Here is a 21102-nt window from a genome sequence, read left to right on the forward strand (position 1 = left end):
CCTGGCCGAGAGGCGCACGCCCTGCTCCGAGGGATTCATGCTGACGCCGGCCGCAGCCGGCGCCAGCCGATGGCGCGGTTACTGCAGGGTCGGTGCCGGGCCGACATCCATGCCGTCGTAGTCTTCCACGCCCATCTGCGTGGCCAGCGCCGCCAGTTCCTGGTTGCGCGCGTCCAGCGACGACTCGTCATGCACTTCCACCCGCTCCACGTGCAGCACGTGGAACGGCGCATCGCCCTCTTCCGCGTCCTGCTCGAACAGTTCGACCAGGGCGTAGCCCTGTTCCTGCAGATGGGTGGCCAGCGCCTGCAGCGGTGCAGCGCTGGAGTGCACGAAGAAGTACCCCCACAGCAAGGGCGCATCCAGGTTCCAGTCGGTGTTTTCGCGCAGGTTGGCGAACAGGTTGCGGGTGTCTTCGAGGTCCATGTGTACCGGTTCCAGTGGGGTTATCTGTCACAGCCCTGCAGCTTCAGGGTCTGGCCCTGGCGCAGGCTGTAGCCGGGCGCCTTCAGGCCATTGGCGCGCGCCAGCACCGGGACATCGCACTGGAACTTTGCCGCGATGCGGCCCAGCGTGTCGCCCCTGCCGACCTTGTAGCTGCGCGCCGGCCGGGCACGCGGTGCCGGCGCGGCGCGCGGCGCCGCCACGGGCGCCACCGGGGTGGTCGGCACGCTGCTGGCAGCGCCCGGATCGACCACCGGCACCACGCCCCCCACCGCCACGCTGCCGGTGTAGCTGGCCGCGCTGGGTCGAATGATCGCCGCGTTGAGGTCGGCGGTGATCAGGGCGCGGGCCAGGTCCGCACGCGGGCCGCTGACGCAGTTGCGCGCATACAGTCCGGCAATGCGGGTGGTCGCATTGATCAGGGTGCCGCCGGGAATCCAGCCATCGGCCTCGTAGCGCGGGTTGAGGTTGCGCAATGCACGCATGTAGCCATCACGGGTACCGTGGCTGCCCAGGCAGATGGTCAGTTCGTAGATGGTGGTGGAGCGGGCCAGGCGGATGGTGGCCGGCTGCGCGTTGATCTTCGGGAACTCCACGCCGTACTGCTGCGGGTGCAGGAAGATCCACGAGGCGGCGATCACCATCGGCACGTAGTCCTTGGTCTCACCGGGGAACTGGTTGTAGACGCTGTCGACCCAGAAGCTCTGCCCCGGGTTCTGCCGGTAGACCCGCCCCGCCCGGCCTTCACCGCCGTTGTAGCCGGCCAGCGACAGCTCGACATTGTTGTTGAGCTCGCGCATCCGCTCGTTGAGATAGGTCGCACTGGCTTCGGCAGCGCTGCGCGCGTCGAAGCGGGTGTCGAAACCGGTGCCGTCCGGGCCCAGGCCGAAGCGACGACCGGTCGCAGGCATGAACTGCATCAGGCCGGCCGCGCCGGCGCGCGAGGACGCATGCACGCGGCCGTTGGATTCCTTGGCCATGATGCCGAACAGCAGCGCTTCGGGCAGCCCGCGCTTCTCCCATTCGGGCCACATCACGGCCCGCAGGTTCTGGTAGTTCTCGTAGGTGGTCATCAGCGCCGGGCGCATGTCGGTCAGCCAGCGGCGGATGCCGGCCTGCACCGCCGGGTTGTACTCGACCATGCTGTCGAAGGCATGCCGCTTGTCATTGAGCAGGGCCGCGGCGCGCGCCGCTTCAGGCACATCGGCGGCAAGCGGGCCGACATGGTCCGGGTCCGCTTCGAGGCGGTCGCCGGCCTCGTCAGCCACCGCATCGTCGGCAGCGGCGTCGGCATCGTGCTTCAGCAGCCGCTTGTAGGTGGCCAGCATGTTGCTCATCTGGCACCCCTTCTGCTTCACGCATTCGCTGATGACATCTTCCATGTCCTCCAGCGCGGCGTCGGCCTCGTTGCTGCCCTTGGGGTCGGCGTTGGCCACCCGCAGCAGGGCGTCGCTGTAGCGCTTCTCGGCGGCGGTCATGCGCTGCTGCAGCGCATCCACCTTCACCTTGTCCCGGGCCGAGACCCGCTGTGCGTGGGCGTCGGGCGCCAGGGAAACCAGGCCGGCCAGGGCCAGCAGCGGCCAGGTGCGGGAAATCAGGACAGGAACGGGCATTGGTGGCACTGTGTGCGAAACAGGCAGGCAGAGTAGCGGCGCCGCCAAGGTCGGGGCAAGCCGACCATCGGCCCGTCACTGCCGGCGGTTAACATTGGCGCATTCATCACAAGGGCTGGACCATGGATCCGATTCTGCTCGGCAAAGGCATCACCGACGAAGTGGCTGTCACCCTGCTGCCGAAACTCGGCAACCGTCACGGGCTGGTGGCCGGCGCCACCGGCACCGGCAAGACCGTGACCCTGATGACCCTGGCCGAAGGCTTCTCGAGGATCGGGGTGCCGGTGTTCCTGGCCGACGTGAAGGGCGATGTCTCCGGCCTCGCCGTGGCCGGCACAGGCGCCGACAACCTGCTGGCGCGCGCCGCCGAGATCGGCGTGGCCGACTACGCCCCCGCCGCCAGCCCTGCCGTGTTCTGGGACCTGTACGGCAAGCTGGGGCATCCGGTGCGCACCACCGTCAGCGAAATGGGCCCGACCCTGCTGGCGCGCATCCTGGAGTTGAACGACACCCAGTCCGGCGTGCTGGACATCGTATTCAAGCTGGCCGACGACCGTGGCCTGCTGTTGCTGGACATGGATGACCTGCGCGCCCTGCTCGGCCTGGTGGCCGAGGAGCGCAAGGACATCTCCACCGAGTACGGCCTGGTCAGCGCGCAGTCGGTGGCCGCGATCCAGCGCGCCCTGCTGCGCCTGGCGCAGGACGGTGGCGAGCAGTTCTTCGGCGAGCCCGCGCTTGAGCTGGCCGACATCATGCGGGTCAATCACGACGGCCGCGGCGTCATCGGGATCCTCGCCGCCGACCAGCTGGTGCTCAAGCCCAAGCTGTATTCCACCTTCCTGCTGTGGCTGCTGTCGGAACTGTTCGAGCAGTTGCCGGAGGTCGGTGACCTGGACAAGCCCAAGCTGGTTTTCATCTTCGACGAAGCGCACCTGCTGTTCGACGACGCGCCGCCGGCACTGGTGCAGCGCATCGAGCAGGTGGTGCGGCTGATCCGCTCCAAGGGCGTGGGCGTGTACTTCTGCTCGCAGTTCCCCGATGACGTGCCGGCCAACATCCTGGGCCAGCTCGGCAACCGCGTGCAGCACGCGCTGCGTGCGTTCACCCCGCGCGACCAGAAGGCGGTGAAGACCGCAGCCGAAACCTTCGTGCCGAACCCGAAGCTGGACGTGGTGAAGGTGTTGAGCCAGCTCGGCACCGGCGAGGCGCTGGTCTCCACGCTGCAGGACAAGGGCGTGCCGATGCCGGTGCAGCAGACACTGATTGCGCCTCCGCGCTGCAGGATGGGGCCGGTCACCGAGGCTGAGCGCGCGCAGGTCCGCGCCGGCAGTCCGGTCGGCACCCGCTACGACACCGCGGTCAACCGCGAATCGGCCGCCGAACGGCTGGCCCAGCGTGCACAGAAGGCCGTGGACAAGGCCGAGGCACCTGCGGCGCGCAGCCGCGAGCAGGACGAGGCGCAGGAAGGCGGCTTCGGCCAGGCGATCAAGGATGCGATCTTCGGCACCAAGCGCCGCCAGGGCATGATCGAGACCATGGCCAAGCAGACCACGCGCACGGTCGGCACCAAGCTGGGCAACCAGATCGTGCGCGGCATCCTCGGCGGCATCTTCGGCGGCAAGCGCTGACCGTCCGCCCCCCACCCCGTTCGTTGCCCTGAGAAGAAACCGTACCGCATGTCGCGTTGGCGTCCCCCCGCAGAAAAAAGTACCGCCCTGATCACCGCGCACGGCCATGCCCGGCTCAAGGCCGAGCTGGACGAGCTGTGGCGCCAGCGCCGGCCGGAAGTGGTCAAGGCCCTGGCCGCCGCGGCTGCCGAAGGTGACCGCTCCGAGAACGCCGAGTACACCTACCGCAAGAAGCAGCTGGGCGAGATCGACCGGCGCGTGCGCTACCTGACCAAGCGGCTGGAAGCACTGCGCGTGGTCGATACCACGCCTGCCGATCCGCAGGCGGTGTTCTTCGGCGCATGGGTGGAGCTGGAGAACGTGGACAGCGGAGACACCAGCCGCTACCGCATCGTCGGCCCGGACGAGACCGATGCCGGCCTGGGCTGGATCAGCATCGATTCGCCGCTGGCGCGCGCACTGCTGAAGAAGCGGCTGGATGATGAATTCTCGGTGGAGCTGCCCGGCGGGCAGTTCACCTTCGCGGTGATCGGGGTGGAGTACGAGCCGTTGTAGCGTCGAGCCATGCTCGACTGCGTCATCCATCAGTCGAGCATGGCTCGACACTACAATTTGAGGCAGTCGAGCATGGCTCGACGCTACAACTTGAGGCAGTCGAGCGTGGCTCGACGCTACACAAGCAGCAACGGCGGCGGGTACGCGCGGCCGGCACGCAGTGGGCGGAAGTACGCTGCATCTGCGTAGAAGGCAGGGACCTGCCCTTCATGCCAGCCCGGGATGCCCGCCAGCGGCAGCGGGCGCAGCTGCAGCGGATCGGTCACCGCCCTGCCTGCGGCAATGGCCGCGGCAACCGCGTCGATGCAGGCGTCGCCCGCGTCCGCCTGGACCACCACGCATTTGCCCACCAGCCGGCGATGGGGCAGCAGCGCCTGCTCCATCAATGCATGGCCGAACACCGTCACGATGGCCAGCGCACCGCTTCGCCAATGCGAAGGTTCGAACAACGCGCGCCAGTCATGCGCATCCCACAGAGCCAGCAACGTGTGATCGCGCACGCGCACGATCACGCCGGTTTCGTCGAACTGGGTCAATGCGGCCTGCGCCCGGTTGCGCTGGCCAGGTGGCACGGTCTGGATATGGCGGCATTGCTGCTCGTTGAGCGCATGCTTCAGCTGCGGGTGGGATGCCCACACCAGCGCATTGAACAGGTCGTGCCAGTTGTCGGCACGGGTGGCGATGCGCCCCTGCGCGATGCGGGCTTCATAGTGCAGGCCATCGGCCAGCAGCGCGGCATCCTGTTCGACCAGCTGCAGGCCTGGCAGCGCCAGGCGTGCATCAAGTGCTGCGATGGACGGCCAGCGCGGGCTGGCCAGCAGATCAGCGAATGCCTGCAAGCCGGCAAACAGTGGGTGCCCGAACACGCGCGCCTCGACCGCCGCGCGCGGTGGCGGAACGAAGCGTCGATGGCCGCCGGCGGCCATCGATGCGGTCACAGCACCTTGAGGTCGAATGCCGGGCGCGTGCTCGACGGCAGGGCATCGCCGTACAGATCGTGCTCGTCGCTCTCGGTGATCTCCACGTTGACGAACTCACCCACGCGCAGCGCCACCTGGTCGGCGTTCTGGATGTGCACCAGACCGTCGATCTCCGGCGCATCGGCCTTGGAACGGGCGACGGCGATATCGCCTTCGATCGCATCGACCAGGCACTGCTGCACCGTGCCGATCTTGGCCTCCAGGCGCGCAGCGGAAATCTGCGCCTGCTTCTCCATGAAACGGGCAAGCCGCTCCTGCTTCACGTGTTCCGGCACCGGGTCCGGCAGATCGTTGGCGGTGGCGCCCTCGACCGGCGAATAGGCAAACGCGCCGACACGGTCCAGCTGCGCCTCGTCGAGGAACGACAGCAGTTCCTCGAACTCGGCTTCGGTCTCGCCGGGGAAGCCGACGATGAAGGTCGAACGCACGGTGATGTCCGGCGCGATGCGGCGCCAGTTCTGCACGCGCTCAAGCGTCTTCTCGACCGCGCCGGGGCGCTTCATCAGGCGCAGGATGCGCGGGCTCGCGTGCTGGAACGGGATGTCCAGGTACGGCAGGATCCGGTTCTCGGCCATCAGCGGCACCACCTCGTCCACGTGCGGGTACGGATACACGTAGTGCATGCGTACCCACGCATCCAGCTCGGACAGGCCTTCGCACAGCGCCTTCAGGCGGGTCTGGTAGGCCTTGTCGCGCCACATCTTCTCGGCGTACTTGACGTCCACGCCGTAGGCGGAGGTGTCCTGCGACACGACCAGCAGTTCGCGCACGCCACCGCGCACCAGCCGCTCGGCTTCACGCAGCACCTCGTCGACCGGACGCGAGACCAGCTTGCCGCGCATCGAGGGGATGATGCAGAAGCTGCACTTGTGGTTGCAGCCTTCGGAGATCTTCAGGTACGCGTAGTGACGCGGAGTCAGCTTGATGCCGTAGTCGGGCACCAGGTCCACGAACGGATCGTGCCGGGGCGGCAGCGCTTCGTGCACCGCTTCCATCACGCTCTGGTAATCCTGCGGGCCGGACACCGCCAGCACGTTCGGGTAGGCCTCGCGGATCTGCTCCGGGCGCTTGCCCAGGCAGCCGGTCACGATGACCTTGCCGTTCTGGTTCATCGCCTCGCCGATGGCATCCAGCGACTCGGTCACCGCCGAATCGATGAAGCCACAGGTATTGACCACCACCACGTCGGCCGAATCGTAGGACGGGACGATGTCGTAGCCCTCGGACCGCAGCTGGGTGAGGATGCGCTCGGAATCGACGAGGGCCTTCGGGCAGCCAAGGCTGACGAAGCCGACTTTGGGGTTCAGCTGGGACATGGAATCGCGGGACTCTGGGGGCCTGGGCCCCTGCCGTCTTGGCAGGGGTTCCTGGGGGCCGGGGCCTGAAAGGGCGCCAGTATACCGGGGTTGGCGGCCTCGCTCTGAACGGCCAGCCGCCTGATCGCGCACAGCCACTGACACCGCGCTAACCCGCGCAGCGCCGACAATGCAGCTCTGTTCCCAGCAACGAGGAAGAAGACGATGGCCGAGTGGATCACCCTGGATACGCACCACGGCGCGGTACGGGCCTGGCAGGCACTGCCCGAAGGCACCCCGCGCGGCGGGCTGGTGGTGGTGCAGGAAATCTTCGGCGCCAATCCGCACATCCGCAGCGTGGCCGAGCGCTTCGCGGCCGAAGGCTATGCGGTGCTGGCGCCGTCGTTCTTCGACCTGCTGGACGGCCTCGACGCCGACCCGGACGCCCTGGCCTACGACGCCGAGGGCGTCAAGCAGGGCCTGGAACGCGTCGGCGCGCTGGGCATGGAGCGGGCACTGGAGGTGGTCCGGGCCGCGGCGACCCGGCTCGCGCCGCACGGCAAGGTCGGCACGGTCGGCTACTGCTGGGGCGGCACCGTGGCGATGCTGTCAGCCCTGCGCCTGGGCCTGCCCTCGGCCAGCTACTACGGCGCGCGCAACGTGCAGTTCCTGGATGAACCGGCCAAGGCCCCGGTGATCTTCCACTTCGGCGCCCAGGACAGGAGCATCCCGCCGGAGGCCGTGCAGGCGCACCGCGAGAAGCTGCCGCAGATGGCCACCTACGTCTATCCGGCCGACCATGCCTTCAACCGCGAGGTCGGACATGCGTATGATCCAGACAGCGCCACCCTGGCGCTGCAACGCACCCTGGACTTCTTCTCGGAGCATCTTGGATGAGCGATTTCGAACTCGATTCACGTCTGGCCACCGACAGCGTACTGGTGGCCGAAGGCCCGTTGTCGCAAGTGCGACTGATGAACGACGAACGATTCCCCTGGCTGGTGCTGGTACCGCGCCTGCGCGGGGTGACCGAATGGATCGAACTGGACGGCGAGCAGCAGGACAAACTGCGCACCGAGCTCAACCGCGCCTGCAAGGCGCTCAAGGGCGCCGACGGGGTCGAAAAGATCAACATCGGTGCGCTGGGCAACATCGTGCGCCAGCTGCATTTCCACGTGATCGGCCGCCACGATGGCGATCCGGCGTGGCCCGGACCGGTCTGGGGCAGCGGCCCGGCACACCGCTATGAACCGGCGGCGCTGGACCAGCATGTCGCCTACTGGAAGGAACGGCTAGGATATCCGGCCCATTCCTGAGCCAGTGCCGACCCGATGCGATTCAATATCGTCGCCGCCATCCTGCTGATCCTGATCGGCCTGTTCATGCTGGCCAGCAATCTCGGCTGGACCAACCTGAACCTGTCCCGCCTGCTGCTGACCTGGTGGCCGCTGGGCCTGGTGGCCGTAGGCATCGCGATCCTGTTCGGTCGCGGCAAATAAGGTAGCGCCGGGCCATGCCCGGCGAGCGCGACACGCGGCCCCTATGAAAACGCCGGGCATGGCCCGGCGCTGCCGATAGGTTGCTCAGGTGCGCGGCAGGGTCACCCCGGTCTGCCCCTGGTACTTGCCGCCGCGGTCCTTGTACGAGGTCTCGCACACTTCGTCGGACTGGAAGAACAGCATCTGCGCCACGCCCTCGTTGGCATAGATGCGCGCCGGCAGCGGCGTGGTGTTGCTGAACTCCAGCGTCACATGGCCTTCCCACTCCGGCTCCAGCGGGGTGACGTTGACGATGATGCCGCAGCGCGCATAGGTGCTCTTGCCCAGGCACACCACCAGCGTGTCACGCGGAATGCGGAAGTACTCGACGGTGCGTGCCAGCGCGAAGCTGTTGGGCGGAATGATGCACTCGTCACCGACGATGTCGACGAAGCTGCCCGGGTCGAAGTGCTTCGGGTCCACGATCGTCGAGTTGATGTTGGTGAACACCTTGAACTCGCGCGAGCAGCGCACGTCGTAGCCATAGCTGGACGTGCCGTAGCTGACGATGCGCTCGCCATTGGCCTGCTTGACCTGCCCGGCCTCATACGGCTCGATCATGCCGTGCTGTTCGGACATCCGGCGGATCCAACGGTCACTCTTGATGCTCATGCTCTGTCCTGGGTGCGAGGGGGTGCGAGGGCGCGCGAGGATTCTAGCAGGGCCCCCGGCGTTGCCGCCGCAGCCCGGCCGCCGTGGCCTTACAGCAGGGAGGACAGGATCGGGATGGAGGCACGCGGGCGCTTGCCGACTTCCTCGACCAGGCGCTGGGCGGCACGGTGGTAGGCCTGCGCCGCCGCCGAATCCGGCTGCGCGGCGGTGATCGGGGTGCCGGCATCGCCCTGCTCGCGGATGCCGATCTGCAGCGGCAGCGAGCCCAGCAGCGGCACGCCGTACTGGGCGGCCATGCGCTCGCCGCCGCCTTCGCCGAACAGGTGCTCGACGTGGCCGCAGTTGCTGCAGGTGTGCACCGCCATGTTCTCGACGATGCCGAGCACCGGCACCTCCACCTTCTCGAACATCTTCAGCGCCTTCTTCGCATCCAGCGTGGCGATGTCCTGCGGGGTGGTGACGATCACCGCGCCGGCCAGCGGGATCTTCTGCACCAGGGTCAGCTGGATGTCGCCGGTGCCCGGCGGCAGGTCGATCAGCAGGTAGTCCAGGTCATCCCACAACGTGTCCTCGAACAGCTGGGTCAGTGCGGCGGTGGCCCTCGGCGCACGCATGATCAGCGGCGTCTCGTCTTCCACCAGATACCCGATCGACATCGTGTCCACGCCGAACGCGCGCATCGGTTCGATGCTCTTGTTGTCCGGGCTTTCCGGACGGCCGGACAAGCCCAGCATCGCCGGTACGCTCGGGCCGTAGATGTCGGCGTCCAGCACGCCCACGCGCGCGCCCAGCGCCTGCAGCGCCACCGCCAGGTTGACCGACGTGGTCGACTTGCCCACGCCGCCCTTGCCCGATCCCACCGCGATCACGTTGCGGATGCGCGCATGCGGCGCCAGTCCCTTCTGGACCTGGCTGGCATGCGGACGACGTGCGGGACTGTTCACTGCGGGCTCCGGGGCAAATCGAAAAGTTGAACCCGACATCATACAAGCTGGACGTACGCTGACTGAAATTCAGGATTGCTACAGATTCGTGCACAGATTGTTAAGTTCATGTTACGTTCGCAGAGCACTGGTTTTGGGCTCCGCGGCTGGATCCGCAGCACGCACGATGGCGCATGCGCAGTGCCGTACTCGTTTTTGCTCTCTGAACGGAACTACATGAAAGACCTTCGCAATTTCGCACGTCGCAACACCCTCGCTGTCGCCTTGATCTCCGCTCTGGTCGCCGCCTCGCCGGCAATGGCCCAGGACAAGGCCACCAACCTCGACAAGATCACCGTCACCGGTTCGCTGATCCCGCAGACCCAGGTCGAGACCCAGACCCCGGTCATGACCATCAGCGCCGAAGCCATCCAGTCGCGCGGCTTCAACAGCGTTGCCGAAGTGCTGCAGCAGTCCTCGCTGACCACCGGCGGCATCCAGGGCGGCCAGACCTCCGCTTCGTTCACCCAGGGCGCTGAAGCCGCTGGCATGTTCGGCCTGAATCCGGGGTACACCAAGTACCTGATCAACGGCCGCCCGATGATGTCCTACCCGGCGCTGTACAACGGCGGCGACGCGTTCAACAACATCAGCGGCATTCCGATCGACATCGTCGAACGCATCGAAGTCCTGCCGGGCGGCCAGTCCTCCCTGTACGGCTCGGACGCGATCGCCGGCGTGGTCAACATCATCCTGAAGGACCACATGGAAGGCGGCAGCCTGTCCGTGCGCGGCGGCACCAGCACCGAAGGCGGCGGCAGCAGCTTCCGCGTCAGCGGTGCGCATGGCTTCTCGGCGCTGGACAACCGCTTCAATGCCCTGGTCAACGTGCAGGTTGAAAGCAGCAACCCGATCTGGGGTTACCAGCGCGACCTGACCAAGCAGAACAACCCGAACGGCTACACCGCGCAGCTGCCGTCGAACGACTTCGCCGTCATCGACGCCAAGACCAACGCGCTGTACATGATGGACCCGAGCAACTGCGCCAATGTCGCAGGCCAGTTCGGTGGCACCACTGTGCTGGGCAACCGTCCGACCGGCCAGTCCTGCGGCTCGGTGTACGGCGCCGGCTACAAGACCCTGAAGAACGGCAAGGACAGCGGCCAGTTCTACTCGTCGATGACCTTCGACGTGAACGACAACTTCCAGCTGTTCGCCGACGTGCTCTACAGCAAGGAAAAGACCGAATACACCTCGGGCTCGAACTACCTGTGGTGGGGCACCAAGAGCGGCATGGGCGGCTTCTACGACCAGGCCTCGGGCAAGCTGATCAACCTGCAGCGCGCGTTCGCTCCGGAAGACATCGGCGGTGAAGGCTACAAGGGCATCCTGAACAACGACAAGAGCCGCGCCTACCAGGTCACCCTGGGTGGCAAGGGCGCCGTCGGCAACTGGGATTACAGCCTGAGCTTCACCCGTGGCGAGTACCGCCTGGACGAAAGCAAGTTCCAGCGCTTCGGCAACGCCATCAACAGCTACTTCGCCGACAAGGTGCTGGGCCCGCAGCTGGGCACCGCCGCCGATGGCTTCGGCATCTACAACACCAACTGGGCCGCGTTCTACGCCCCGATCTCGCCGGAAGACTTCGCTGGCTTCACCGGCTACACCACCAACCACAGCCGCACCTGGCAGAACCTGGCCCGCGCCCAGGTCACCAATGGTTCGCTGTTCTCGCTGCCGGGCGGCGATGCCGGCCTGGCCGTGGTGGTCGAAGGTGGCAGCGAAGGTTGGGACTACAGCCCCGACCAGCGCCTGCTGGACGGTGACGTGTGGGGTTCGTCGGCCGTGGCCGGCAATGGCCATCGCAGCAACTATGCGGTGACCAGCGAACTGCGCATGCCGCTGCTGGAATCGCTGACCGTGACCGCTTCGGGTCGCTACGACGCGTTCAAGATCGCCGACAACACCGTCGACAAGGCCACCTACAGCGTCGGCGTCGAGTTCCGCCCGATCGAAAGCCTGCTGTTCCGCGGCAAGTACGGCACCGCGTTCCGCGCCCCGACCCTGCCTGACGCCTTCCAGGGCCGCAGCGGCTACTACGCTGCCAACTCGACCGACTACTACCGTTGCGGCGAGCTGGGCTACGTGCCGGGCAACACCGACGCCTGCCGCTACGCCGACAGCGTCTCGGTCTACTCCGAGCGCGCCGGCAACCCGGACCTGGAGCCGATCACCGCCGACGTGTGGAACGCGGGCATCGTCTGGGCGCCGATGGCGAACCTGTCGATCTCGGCCGACTACTACAACTGGAAGATCGAGAACGAAGTCGACACCGCCAGCACCGACCAGCTGCTGCTGGCCGAGTACTACTGCCGCAACGGCCTGCCGAACGGTTCCTCGGCCACCTGCCAGAACGTGGCTGACTGGGTCACCCGTGACAGCGCCGGCAATCTGAGCGCGCTGTACACCCCGAAGATGAACGTCGCCCGCCAGAACCTGCAGGCCGTCACCGTCGGCTTCAAGTACCTGCAGGAGATCGGCCGCTTCGGTTCGCTGCAGTTCTCGGGCAACTACACCAACATGCTCAAGCGCGAGGTGCAGGCGCAGCCGGGTGAGGAGTTCCAGGACCTGCTGGGCAACCCGAAGTCGATGTGGAACTACGACAGCTACGCCAAGGTGCGTTCCGACGCCTCGGTGGCCTGGTCCCTGGACAAGTGGACCACCACCCTGTACGCGAACTACATCGGCCACACCCCGAACTACCTGGCTGGCCTGAACGGCTACGAGTACACCCACGCGGCATCGGGTTACAAGGCAGGCAAGTGGGCGTCGTACACCACCTACAACCTGAGCGTGAACTACCGCGTGCAGGATGACCTGACCCTGTCGCTGATGGTCAACAACGTGTTCAACAAGATGCCCGAGCAGCAGGCGCACAGCTACCAGGGCACGTCCGGCACGCCGTTCAACAACTACCTGTACAACGTCTACGGCCGCACCGTGTACGTGCAGGCCAAGTACGACTTCGGCAAGTAATCCCGTCGTTTTCCGGGTGTGATTCCGGACCAGGCCCCGCTTCGGCGGGGCCTTTTTTTTGCATCGGGTCTGCTGCTGCGCTTCCTCTGCGTCGGCAGGGTCGCTTCACCTGCAGGAAGGATGAGACGGACCAACGGACCCGGTCTCATTGATTAATGCCTCTTGCATGCCACCAGGGAAAACTCAAGCACTTGATGCAGAACGAAAAAATCACCCAGGACAAACAGCATTGCGTAACGCAACACTTTGAAACATTCCTAAATATTCAACTTTTGTCATTGATTCCAAACCATTTTTCATCACAGACCCAGCACTGTTACATGACGAACCCGTGTTGATTGCGTTAACCGCGTGTTACGGTCCAGCTGAATGGAATGCAACTGAACGAACCATGACGCCGTCACGGAAGACGGCAGCCAAGACATCGCTAACACGGGGATCCACCATGTCTCGCCAACGCTCTTCGCTCCCGCGTCACCCGCTTACGCTCGCCCTGCTGGGCACCCTGCTCGCCTCCGGCGCAGCCTTCGCCCAGGACAACGCGCCCACCCAGCTCGACCGTGTCACCGTGACCGGCTCGCTGATTCCGCAGACCGAGATCGAGAACCACACGCCGGTCCTGACCGTGACCGCCGAGGACATCCAGACCCGCGGTTTCACCAGCATCGCCGACGTGCTGCAGCAGTCTTCGCTGACCACCGGCGGCCTGCAGGGCGGCCAGACCTCGGCATCGTTCACCCAGGGTGCCGAAGCCGCCGGCATGTTCGGCCTCAGCCCCGGCTACACCAAGTACCTGATCAACGGCCGCCCGATGCTTTCGTATCCGGCGCTGTACAACGGCAGCGACACCTTCAACAACATCAGCGGCATTCCGATCGACATCGTCGAGCGCATCGAGATCCTGCCCGGCGGGCAGTCCTCGCTGTACGGCTCGGATGCGATCGCCGGCGTGGTCAACATCATCCTCAAGGACCGCATGGATGGCGGTGTGCTGAACATCCGTGGCGGCGCCTACACCGAGGGCGGCGGCAACAGCACGCGCATCAGCGGCGCCAAGGGCTTCAACGGCTTCGACGACCGCTTGCACGCGCTGGTCAACGTGCAGTACGAGAAGACCAGCCCGATCTGGGGCTACCAGCGTGACCTGACCAAGGTCAACAACCCCGACGGCTACACCCCGCAGTACGTCTCCAACGACTTCCTGGTGCTGCTGCCGGCGGCCAACAACGCCTACGCGATGATGGACCCGAACCTGTGCGCCAACGTAGCCGGCCAGTTCGACGGCACAACCGTGCTCGGCACCCGCCCGACCGGACAGGCCTGCGGCTCGCTGTACGGAACCGGTTACAAGACCATCAAGAACGGCAAGGAAAGCGGCCAGATCTACAGCTCGGCCACCTTCGACGTGAATGACAACTTCCAGCTGTTCGGCGATGCGCTGTACAGCCTGGAGGAAGTGAAGTACGCCACCGGTTCGAACTACACCTGGTGGGGCACCTCGTCCGGCTGGGGCCGCTTCTACGACCAGGGCAGCAACCGGTACATGAACCTGCAGCGCGTGTTCGCGCCGGAGGACATCGGTGCCGGCGGCTACCGCGACATCCTCAACACCGACCGCAACAAGGCCTACCAGGTCACCCTGGGCGGCAAGGGCTCGGCGGGCAACTGGGACTACAGCCTGAGCTTCACCCGTGGCGAGTACAAGCTGACCGAGCGCAGCTTCGTGCGCTGGAACGATCCGATCAACGACTACTTCGAGCAGCGCGTGCTCGGCCCGGTCCTGGGCACCACCAGCGCCGGCTACAACATCTACAGCCCGGACTGGGAAGCGTTCTATTCGCCGCTGCCCAGTGGCGATTTCCAGACCTTCACCGGCTTTGCCTACAACGAAAGCCGCACCTGGCAGAACCTGACCCGCGCGCAGGTGACCAACGCGTCGCTGTTCAAGCTGCCGGGCGGTGACGCCGGCTTCGCCGTGGTGGTGGAAGGCGGCAGCGAAGGCTGGGACTACAGCCCCGACCAGCGCCTGATCGACGGTGACGTGTGGGGCACCACCGCGGTTTCCGGCGCCGGCCACCGCAGCAACTACGCTGTCACCAGCGAACTGCGCATGCCGCTGCTGAACTCGCTGACCGTGACCGCGTCGGGTCGCTACGACGCGTTCAAGATCGCCGACAACACCGTCGACAAGGCCACCTACAGCGTCGGCGTCGAGTTCCGTCCGATCGAAAGCCTGCTGTTCCGCGGCAAGTACGGCACTGCGTTCCGTGCCCCGACCCTGTCCGATGCCTTCCAGGGCGAAAGCGGGTTCTACGCCAACGGCTCCACCGACTACTACCGCTGCGGTGAGCTCGGCTACGATCCGGCCGATACCACCGGCTGCCCGTACGACAGCGTGTCGGTGTTCGGCACCCAGTCCGGCAACCCGGAGCTGGAGCCGATCACCGCCGATGTCTGGAACGCCGGCGTGGTCTGGGCACCGATCAACAACCTGTCGGTGTCGGTCGACTACTACAACTGGAAGATCAAGAACGAGGTCAACACGCTCAGCTCCGACCAGCTGCTGCTGGCCGAGTACTACTGCCGCAACGGCGTGGCCAACAACACCTCGGCCAGCTGCCAGAACGTGACCGACTGGATCACCCGCGATGCTTCCGGCGTGCTCGATGAGATCTACACGCCGAAGATGAACGTGGCCAGCCAGAACCTGGAAGCCCTGACCGCCAGCTTCAAGTACGTGCAGGACATCGGCCGCTTCGGTTCGCTGCAGTTCTCGGCCAACTACACCGACATGCTCAAGCGTGAGCTGCAGCCGCAGCCGGGCGACGAGTACCTGGACCTGCTGCGCGACCCGTACGCCATGTGGATCTACGACTCCTATGCCAAGGTGCGTGCCGACGGTTCGGTGGGCTGGGCCAAGAACAAGTGGACCACGACCCTGTATGCCAACTACATCGGCAAGACGCCGAACTACATGGCCTACGTGGGCAATGGCTACGACTACGTGCACAGCTCCGGCTACAAGGCGGGCAAGTGGGGTTCCTACACCACCTACAACCTGAGCGTGAACTACCGCGCGATGGACAACCTGACCCTGTCGCTGATGGTCAACAACGTCTTCAACAAGATGCCTGACAACCAGCGCTTCAGCTTCGGCGGCACCAGCGGCCAGCCGTACAACAACTATCTGTACAACGCCTACGGGCGCGCCATCTACGTGCAGGCCAAGTACGAGTTCGGCGGCCAGTAAGCGCCGCGGCTCGGTGTTCGGGAGACCCCGCTTCGGCGGGGTCTCTTCGTTTACGGATCCGGACATCGCGCTTTTCACGCCGAGTTGACGATAACCGGGCCTTCGTTCATCTTCGGCTCATCTTCCAGCACAGCAGCCAAGGATTGCCTGAACATGAGACGTGCCCGTCCGGCCCGCGTGGGCCTCGCCACCACCCTGCTCGCCCTCGCCACCGGCCAGGCCCTGGCCACCCCGTTGCCGGTGGACGACTTCGCCAGGATTCCTGCCATCCAGTCGGTCACGATGAGCCCCGACGGCAAGCAGCTGGTGGCGATCATCGCCGCCCCCGGCAGTGACAACGGCGATACCGCCCTGGCCAACTGGAACCTCGACAACCTGGGTGCGGGCCCGGTGGCCATCACCCCGTCCGGGGACCGCATGAAGTTCATTGCGGCCAGTGCGCTCAAGGCCGGGCGCAGCCTGGTGATCGGCCGCCAGGAACTGACCGCGCAGCTGGCCGGCTGCGGTGAAGGCAATGCCGTGGGCTCCACCAAGACCTTTCTCGCCAAGGCCTACCTGACCGATACCTCGCAGACCACGTTCGACGAGGCGTTCGCGGACAATTCGCGCAAGCTCGGCATCAGCGAGCAGACCCAGCGCTGCCTGGAACTTGCCGGGTCGGCGTCGCTGGTGCATTCGCTGCCGCTGGACCCCGACCGGGTGATCATTTCCCAGATCAACCAGTCGACGTTCTCGGCAAGCTACTACCTGTTCAACCTCAAGACCGGGCAGACCGAACTGCTGTTCCGCGGCGATGCGCGCTCGACGCCCGGACTCTTCCACCCGCGCAACGGCGAGCTCCTTACCCGTACCCAGATCGAGCCGGCCGGTACCAACGAGTACGAGCAGCAGATCCTGATCAAGGACAGGTCGAGCGGAAAGTTCGAAAAGCACGATCCGCTGACCACCAGGCTCAGCGAACGCTACACGATGGACGTGGCGGGCATCGACGACCAGACCGGCAAGCTCTACATCCTCACCGACAGGTTTTCCGAACAGGTGCAGGCACGGCTGTACGATCCAGCCACCCGCACCTTCGACAACGAACCGCTGGCCGCGCACCCGCTGTACCCGATCGGCGGACTGATCCTCGGCACCAAGCCAGGCAACTTCAACCAGGTGCTGGGGTTCTACGTGGATGGGCCACGACGTGAGGCCGTGTATGTCGACCCGCAGATGAAGGCGCTCTACGAGGGCCTGAAACAGGCCTACCCGGGCAAGTACGTCGCCATCTCCGGTTACAACGACGACCTTTCGCGCGTGCTGTTCTCCACCAACAGCGCAAGCTCGCCGACCACCTATTACGTGCTGGGCGACCGCTCCAAGGTCACCACGCTGGGAAGCGAGCGACCGTGGATCGACGGCAAGCAGATCGGCGAGCAGCGCTGGGTCACGTACACCGCGCGCGATGGCCGCAGGATTCCGGCCCTGCTTGACCTGCCGGCCGGCTGGAAGGACGGCGACCCGGCGCTGCCCGCACTGGTCCATCCGCATGGCGGCCCATGGTCCCGCGATCATGCCGGCTGGGACGTGTCCGGCTGGGTGCCCTACTTCACCTCGCGCGGTTACGCGGTGATACGCCCGCAGTACCGTGGCTCGACCGGGTTCGGCCGTGACCACTGGATCGCGGGCGACCGGCAGTGGGGCCTGAGCATGCAGGACGACAACGACGATGCTGCGGCCTGGCTGGTCCAGCAGGGCATTGCCGGCAAGGATCGCGTTGCGATCTTCGGCTATTCCTATGGCGGCTTTGCAGCGGCGGCGGCCACGGTGCGCGGCCCATCGCCGTTCCAGTGCGCCATTGCCGGCGCTCCGGTCACCGACCTGGGCCGGGTCGGCATGACCTGGAGCGAGAATCGGCTGCAGCGCATCCTGCAGGGGCAGACGGTCAAGGGCATGGATCCCATCCAGAACACCGACAAGGCCAACATCCCGGTGCTGCTCTATGTGGGCGACCGCGACGTGCGCACGCCCGCGTTCCATGCCCGATCGTTCTACAACGCGGTGCAGGGCAAGGTCCCCGCCAGGTTCGCGCTGATTCCGGACATGCCCCACAGCATGCCCTGGTACCCCTCCCATATCCGTACCACGCTTCCCCTGATGTCCGACTTCCTGGCCAAGGAGTGCGGACCCGGCGGCCTCTGACCTGCCATTTCCGACTCGCTCACCCCCAGAACCGCCGGCCTGCCGGCGGTTTTTTTTCGCCCAGAACCTGAATTTTCTATTAGCAACATACAGTTACAGAACGACATCATTCATGTTGCATTAAATTTACTCCACCCATACACTCCATTAACCAACGCATAACAAATGGGGGATCTGCACGATGCGCAACTCAATTCGCCACATTTCGCCAAGCCGCCTGCCGCTCGCTCTGGCAGTCATTGCCTGCCTGCAGGCAGCACCGGTGCTGGCACAGGAATCCACTCGCCAGGAAGCGGCGGCGTCAAGCGCCTCGAGCAGCGAGAAAAAGGCCACCGATCTTGACAAGGTCACCGTCACCGGCTCCCTGATCCGTCGCGCCGACTACGAGACCACCTCGCCGGTGTTCACCATCGACACCGAACGCAACGCGGCCCAGGGCCAGACCAGCGTCAGCGAGTTCCTGCAGAAGTCGGCCATCGGTGCCGCCGAAACGCAGATCACCAACCAGTTCGGCGGCTTCACCACCAACGGTGGTACCGGCGTGCAGACCTTCTCGCTGCGCGGCCTGGGTGCGAACCGCACGCTGATCCTGCTCGATGGCCAGCGTCCGGGCCCGGCCGGTACCCGCGGCGCGGTCGGTGCATTCGACCTGAACGTGCTGCCCACCGCAGTCCTGCAGCGCGCGGAGATCGTGAAGGACGGCTCGTCCTCGATCTACGGCTCCGACGCTGTGGCCGGTGTGGTCAACCTGATCACCAAGAAGAACTTCGAACGTCCCGAGCTGACCGTCAGCGGGCGTGTCCCCACCGAGGGCGGCGGCGAGGTGTTCTCCGCGTCGCTGGCCAACGGCTGGAACTTCGACAACGGCAGCATCGTCGCGGCCGTGGAGTGGTATCGCCAGAACGAGCTGACCCGCGGCGACCGCGATTTCTTCAAGTGCGCCGAAGACATCGTCTGGGATGACCAGGGCAACCGCATCGACCGCGTTGACCGTTCGATCCTGGCCGGCACCAATCTGGCCAACTGCCAGAACATGCTGCACAACGTCATCGACGTCGGCGCCGTCCGTTACGTGCCCAGCGCCGATGGCAGCACGGTGGGGCCGTTCCCGGGCTACCGTCCGCGCGTGAACCAGACCTATGCCAACGGCAACCCGCTGGCGACCTACCAGGAACCGTACAACTTCCCGGCCTATGGCAAGAGCCAGATCATCAACCGCCAGGAGCGCAAGACGGTCTACTTCGCCACTGATTTCGGCTTCGATGCGTTCAACTGGAAGACCCAGTTCCTGTACAACAACCGCACCACCGACAACTTCGCCTGGCGCCAGTTCTTCCCGACCGTGCTGATCCCGGGCACCACCACCCGCGCCCAGCCGGTGCTGCCGTTCAAGTCTGCGTCCGAGACCGAAGTGGATTACTACTACTTAGCCAACAAGTTCGATGGTGGCTTCGGCAGCAGCACCTGGGGCTGGGAAGTCAACGCCAACTACAGCCACTCCAGCGGCAAGTACAGCAACCTCGGCATCCGCAACTCGATCAGCGGCGACATCGGCCGCCCGGGCACCGGCACTGCGGCGGCGAACTACTTCGATCCGGGCTATCTGAATGGCTCGAAGGTCGACGAGCTGGTCTCGATCCTCGGCGTCTGGGCCAAGGGCAAGACCACCTACGATCAGACCACGGTCAATGCCGTGTTCAGCGGTGAGCTGTTCGATCTTCCGGCCGGTGCCGTGGCTTCCGCCGTCGGTGTCGAGTACCGCAACTACAAGATCGACGACCAGCCGGGTGCCGATTTTGCCGACATCTGGGGTTCGACCACCGCGGGTCGCACCAAGGGCGATGAGAAGGTGAAGGAAGCCTTCGTCGAGCTGGACGTGCCGCTCATCAAGGGCGTTCCGGGCTTCGAATCGCTGTCGCTGAACGGTTCGGGCCGCATCTTCAAGTACGACACCGTGTCCGGGTCGGACAAGGTGTGGAAGTTCGGCGTCAACTGGCAGATCATCCCGTCGCTGCGTCTGCGCGGCACCATCGGCACCTCCTACCGTGCCCCGGGCCTGTACGAGCTGTATCTGGGCAACCAGACCGGCTTCCAGGCGCAGACCGCCATCGATCCGTGCATCCGCTGGGCGGAAGGCAACAACAGCAATGCTGCTGCCAACTGCGCCGCTGCCGGCATTCCGGGCGACTACACCGCGGCAGGCAACAGCAGCGCCACCGTGTTCACCCGTGGCGGCGCCGGCGGTGATCTGAAGCCGGAAACCTCGCGTGCGCGCAGCGTGGGCCTGGTGTTCACTCCGGAGTTCGCCGACCTGAGCATCGCCATCGACTACTTCGATTACGAAGTCAGCGACCAGATCACCGCGCTGAGTGCGGCCTCCATCCTGGAAGGCTGCTACGAGTCGACGACCTACCCGAACCGGTACTGCGACCTGATGCGCCGCAACCCGAATTCGGGCACCAACGCGAACATGATCACCGAGGTGTACGCGCAGTACCTGAACATCAATCGCCAGCGTACCCGCGGTTGGGACCTGACCCTGAACTGGGAACACGAGTTCAGCTTCGGCAAGTTCTCGCTGGATTCGCAGGTCACCTACACCGTCGAAGACACCGCCGAACTGTTCGACAGCGCAGCGGCCAGCGGCCTGTCCTCGTCCGATCAGCTGGGTGATTTCGGTCGCCCGGACCTGGTCGGCAACCTGGGCCTGAGCCTGGAGCGCGGCGACTGGACCTACAACTGGATGACCCAGTACATCGCGTCGACCCAGGATCCGGACCTGCTGGAAACCTTCACCTACCAGGGCCGTTCGAACTCGTACCGCGACATCACCGCAGGCAGCCGCTGGTATCACACTGCTTCGCTGAGCTACGAGCAGGCAGACTGGCAGATCCTGGTCGGTGTCTCCAACGTGTTCGACGCCAAGCCGCCGCTGATCTCCAGCAGCGTCTACTCCTCGCGCTACGGCAACACCCACCCGTTCGCCACCCAGTACGACTACTACGGCCGCACCCCGTTCGTGCGCCTGAAGTACAAGTTCTGAT

15 protein-coding genes are annotated in these 21102 nt (G+C 65.5%); 9 read left to right on the forward strand and 6 right to left on the reverse strand.

Annotation, left to right across the window (positions count from 1 at the left end):
* Positions 1-78: 78 nt before the first annotated feature.
* On the reverse strand, positions 79-426 hold the full coding sequence (locus tag Q5Z10_RS15205; protein WP_303636232.1) for a ribonuclease E inhibitor RraB: 348 nt from the start codon (positions 424-426) through the stop codon (positions 79-81).
* Between the two features lie 20 nt (positions 427-446).
* Positions 447-2057 carry a transglycosylase SLT domain-containing protein gene (locus Q5Z10_RS15210; protein ID WP_303636233.1) on the reverse strand — a complete coding sequence of 537 codons (1611 nt, stop codon included), beginning with the start codon at positions 2055-2057 and terminating at the stop codon, positions 447-449.
* Between the two features lie 122 nt (positions 2058-2179).
* Here Q5Z10_RS15210 and Q5Z10_RS15215 point away from each other — a divergent pair, with 122 nt between their 5' ends.
* Positions 2180-3685 (forward strand): helicase HerA-like domain-containing protein, encoded by a 1506-nt coding sequence (locus Q5Z10_RS15215; RefSeq protein WP_303636234.1) that lies wholly within the window; start codon positions 2180-2182, stop codon positions 3683-3685.
* Positions 3686-3733: 48 nt separating this feature from the next.
* Positions 3734-4240, forward strand: a complete 507-nt coding sequence (gene greB / locus Q5Z10_RS15220; RefSeq protein WP_303636235.1) for a transcription elongation factor GreB — start codon at positions 3734-3736, stop codon at positions 4238-4240.
* Between the two features lie 116 nt (positions 4241-4356).
* Here greB and Q5Z10_RS15225 read toward each other — a convergent pair whose 3' ends face one another.
* On the reverse strand, positions 4357-5166 hold the full coding sequence (locus Q5Z10_RS15225) for a DUF3025 domain-containing protein (RefSeq protein ID WP_303639200.1): 810 nt from the start codon (positions 5164-5166) through the stop codon (positions 4357-4359).
* An 8-nt stretch (positions 5167-5174) separates the two neighbouring features.
* Positions 5175-6536, reverse strand: a complete 1362-nt coding sequence (gene rimO, locus Q5Z10_RS15230) for a 30S ribosomal protein S12 methylthiotransferase RimO (RefSeq protein WP_303636236.1) — start codon at positions 6534-6536, stop codon at positions 5175-5177.
* A gap of 204 nt (positions 6537-6740) precedes the next feature.
* On the opposite strand from rimO, the gene Q5Z10_RS15235 reads away from it, so the two are divergent.
* Genes Q5Z10_RS15235 through Q5Z10_RS15245 form a run of 3 tightly spaced genes read left to right on the forward strand, consistent with a single transcriptional unit; the run spans position 6741 to position 8014 of the window.
* The gene (locus Q5Z10_RS15235) at positions 6741-7412 is read left to right on the forward strand and encodes a dienelactone hydrolase family protein (RefSeq protein ID WP_303636237.1); all 672 of its coding nucleotides are present in this window, start codon (positions 6741-6743) and stop codon (positions 7410-7412) included.
* Positions 7409-7831 carry an HIT domain-containing protein gene (locus Q5Z10_RS15240; protein WP_303636238.1) on the forward strand — a complete coding sequence of 141 codons (423 nt, stop codon included), beginning with the start codon at positions 7409-7411 and terminating at the stop codon, positions 7829-7831. The genes Q5Z10_RS15235 and Q5Z10_RS15240 overlap by 4 nt, the downstream gene beginning before the upstream one ends.
* Positions 7832-7846: 15 nt before the next feature.
* Positions 7847-8014 (forward strand): LiaI-LiaF-like domain-containing protein, encoded by a 168-nt coding sequence (locus Q5Z10_RS15245; protein ID WP_025876120.1) that lies wholly within the window; start codon positions 7847-7849, stop codon positions 8012-8014.
* 84 nt (positions 8015-8098) lie between these two features.
* On the opposite strand, the gene dcd is transcribed toward Q5Z10_RS15245, so the two are convergent.
* Both dcd and apbC read right to left on the reverse strand, forming a co-directional pair.
* Entirely contained in the window at positions 8099-8665 is a 567-nt protein-coding gene (gene dcd / locus Q5Z10_RS15250) for a dCTP deaminase (protein ID WP_025876117.1), read from the reverse strand.
* An 89-nt stretch (positions 8666-8754) separates the two neighbouring features.
* Positions 8755-9648, reverse strand: a complete 894-nt coding sequence (gene apbC, locus Q5Z10_RS15255) for an iron-sulfur cluster carrier protein ApbC (RefSeq protein WP_440138122.1) — start codon at positions 9646-9648, stop codon at positions 8755-8757.
* A 177-nt stretch (positions 9649-9825) separates the two neighbouring features.
* Between apbC and Q5Z10_RS15260 the strand changes: the two genes are divergently transcribed.
* The 4 genes from Q5Z10_RS15260 to Q5Z10_RS15275 all read left to right on the forward strand — a co-directional run bounded on the left by Q5Z10_RS15260 (position 9826) and on the right by Q5Z10_RS15275 (position 21101).
* Complete coding sequence (locus Q5Z10_RS15260; RefSeq protein WP_303636240.1) at positions 9826-12624, forward strand: TonB-dependent receptor domain-containing protein; 2799 nt, start codon at positions 9826-9828, stop codon at positions 12622-12624.
* A gap of 445 nt (positions 12625-13069) precedes the next feature.
* Positions 13070-15874: a TonB-dependent receptor domain-containing protein gene (locus tag Q5Z10_RS15265; RefSeq protein ID WP_303636241.1), complete on the forward strand. Its 2805-nt coding sequence runs from the start codon at positions 13070-13072 to the stop codon at positions 15872-15874.
* A gap of 153 nt (positions 15875-16027) precedes the next feature.
* The gene (locus Q5Z10_RS15270; RefSeq protein WP_303636242.1) at positions 16028-18058 is read left to right on the forward strand and encodes an alpha/beta hydrolase family protein; all 2031 of its coding nucleotides are present in this window, start codon (positions 16028-16030) and stop codon (positions 18056-18058) included.
* A gap of 181 nt (positions 18059-18239) precedes the next feature.
* Positions 18240-21101 (forward strand): TonB-dependent receptor domain-containing protein, encoded by a 2862-nt coding sequence (locus tag Q5Z10_RS15275; RefSeq protein WP_303636243.1) that lies wholly within the window; start codon positions 18240-18242, stop codon positions 21099-21101.
* Position 21102: the final 1 nt, after the last annotated feature.

This window comes from Stenotrophomonas sp. 704A1, assembly GCF_030549525.1.
GTDB lineage: Bacteria > Pseudomonadota > Gammaproteobacteria > Xanthomonadales > Xanthomonadaceae > Stenotrophomonas > Stenotrophomonas tuberculopleuritidis.

Excerpts from the sequence above, each read along its gene's own strand:
- Q5Z10_RS15205 (WP_303636232.1), bottom strand. The coding sequence starts at position 426 with ATGGACCTCGAAGACACCCGCAACCTGTTCGCCAACCTGCGCGAAAAC.
- Q5Z10_RS15210 (WP_303636233.1), bottom strand. The coding sequence starts at position 2,057 with ATGCCCGTTCCTGTCCTGATTTCCCGCACCTGGCCGCTGCTGGCCCTG.
- Q5Z10_RS15215 (WP_303636234.1), top strand. The coding sequence starts at position 2,180 with ATGGATCCGATTCTGCTCGGCAAAGGCATCACCGACGAAGTGGCTGTC.
- greB (WP_303636235.1), top strand. The coding sequence starts at position 3,734 with ATGTCGCGTTGGCGTCCCCCCGCAGAAAAAAGTACCGCCCTGATCACC.
- Q5Z10_RS15225 (WP_303639200.1), bottom strand. The coding sequence starts at position 5,166 with ATGGCCGCCGGCGGCCATCGACGCTTCGTTCCGCCACCGCGCGCGGCG.
- rimO (WP_303636236.1), bottom strand. The coding sequence starts at position 6,536 with ATGTCCCAGCTGAACCCCAAAGTCGGCTTCGTCAGCCTTGGCTGCCCG.
- Q5Z10_RS15235 (WP_303636237.1), top strand. The coding sequence starts at position 6,741 with ATGGCCGAGTGGATCACCCTGGATACGCACCACGGCGCGGTACGGGCC.
- Q5Z10_RS15240 (WP_303636238.1), top strand. The coding sequence starts at position 7,409 with ATGAGCGATTTCGAACTCGATTCACGTCTGGCCACCGACAGCGTACTG.
- Q5Z10_RS15245 (WP_025876120.1), top strand. The coding sequence starts at position 7,847 with ATGCGATTCAATATCGTCGCCGCCATCCTGCTGATCCTGATCGGCCTG.
- dcd (WP_025876117.1), bottom strand. The coding sequence starts at position 8,665 with ATGAGCATCAAGAGTGACCGTTGGATCCGCCGGATGTCCGAACAGCAC.
- apbC (WP_440138122.1), bottom strand. The coding sequence starts at position 9,648 with ATGTCGGGTTCAACTTTTCGATTTGCCCCGGAGCCCGCAGTGAACAGT.
- Q5Z10_RS15260 (WP_303636240.1), top strand. The coding sequence starts at position 9,826 with ATGAAAGACCTTCGCAATTTCGCACGTCGCAACACCCTCGCTGTCGCC.
- Q5Z10_RS15265 (WP_303636241.1), top strand. The coding sequence starts at position 13,070 with ATGTCTCGCCAACGCTCTTCGCTCCCGCGTCACCCGCTTACGCTCGCC.
- Q5Z10_RS15270 (WP_303636242.1), top strand. The coding sequence starts at position 16,028 with ATGAGACGTGCCCGTCCGGCCCGCGTGGGCCTCGCCACCACCCTGCTC.
- Q5Z10_RS15275 (WP_303636243.1), top strand. The coding sequence starts at position 18,240 with ATGCGCAACTCAATTCGCCACATTTCGCCAAGCCGCCTGCCGCTCGCT.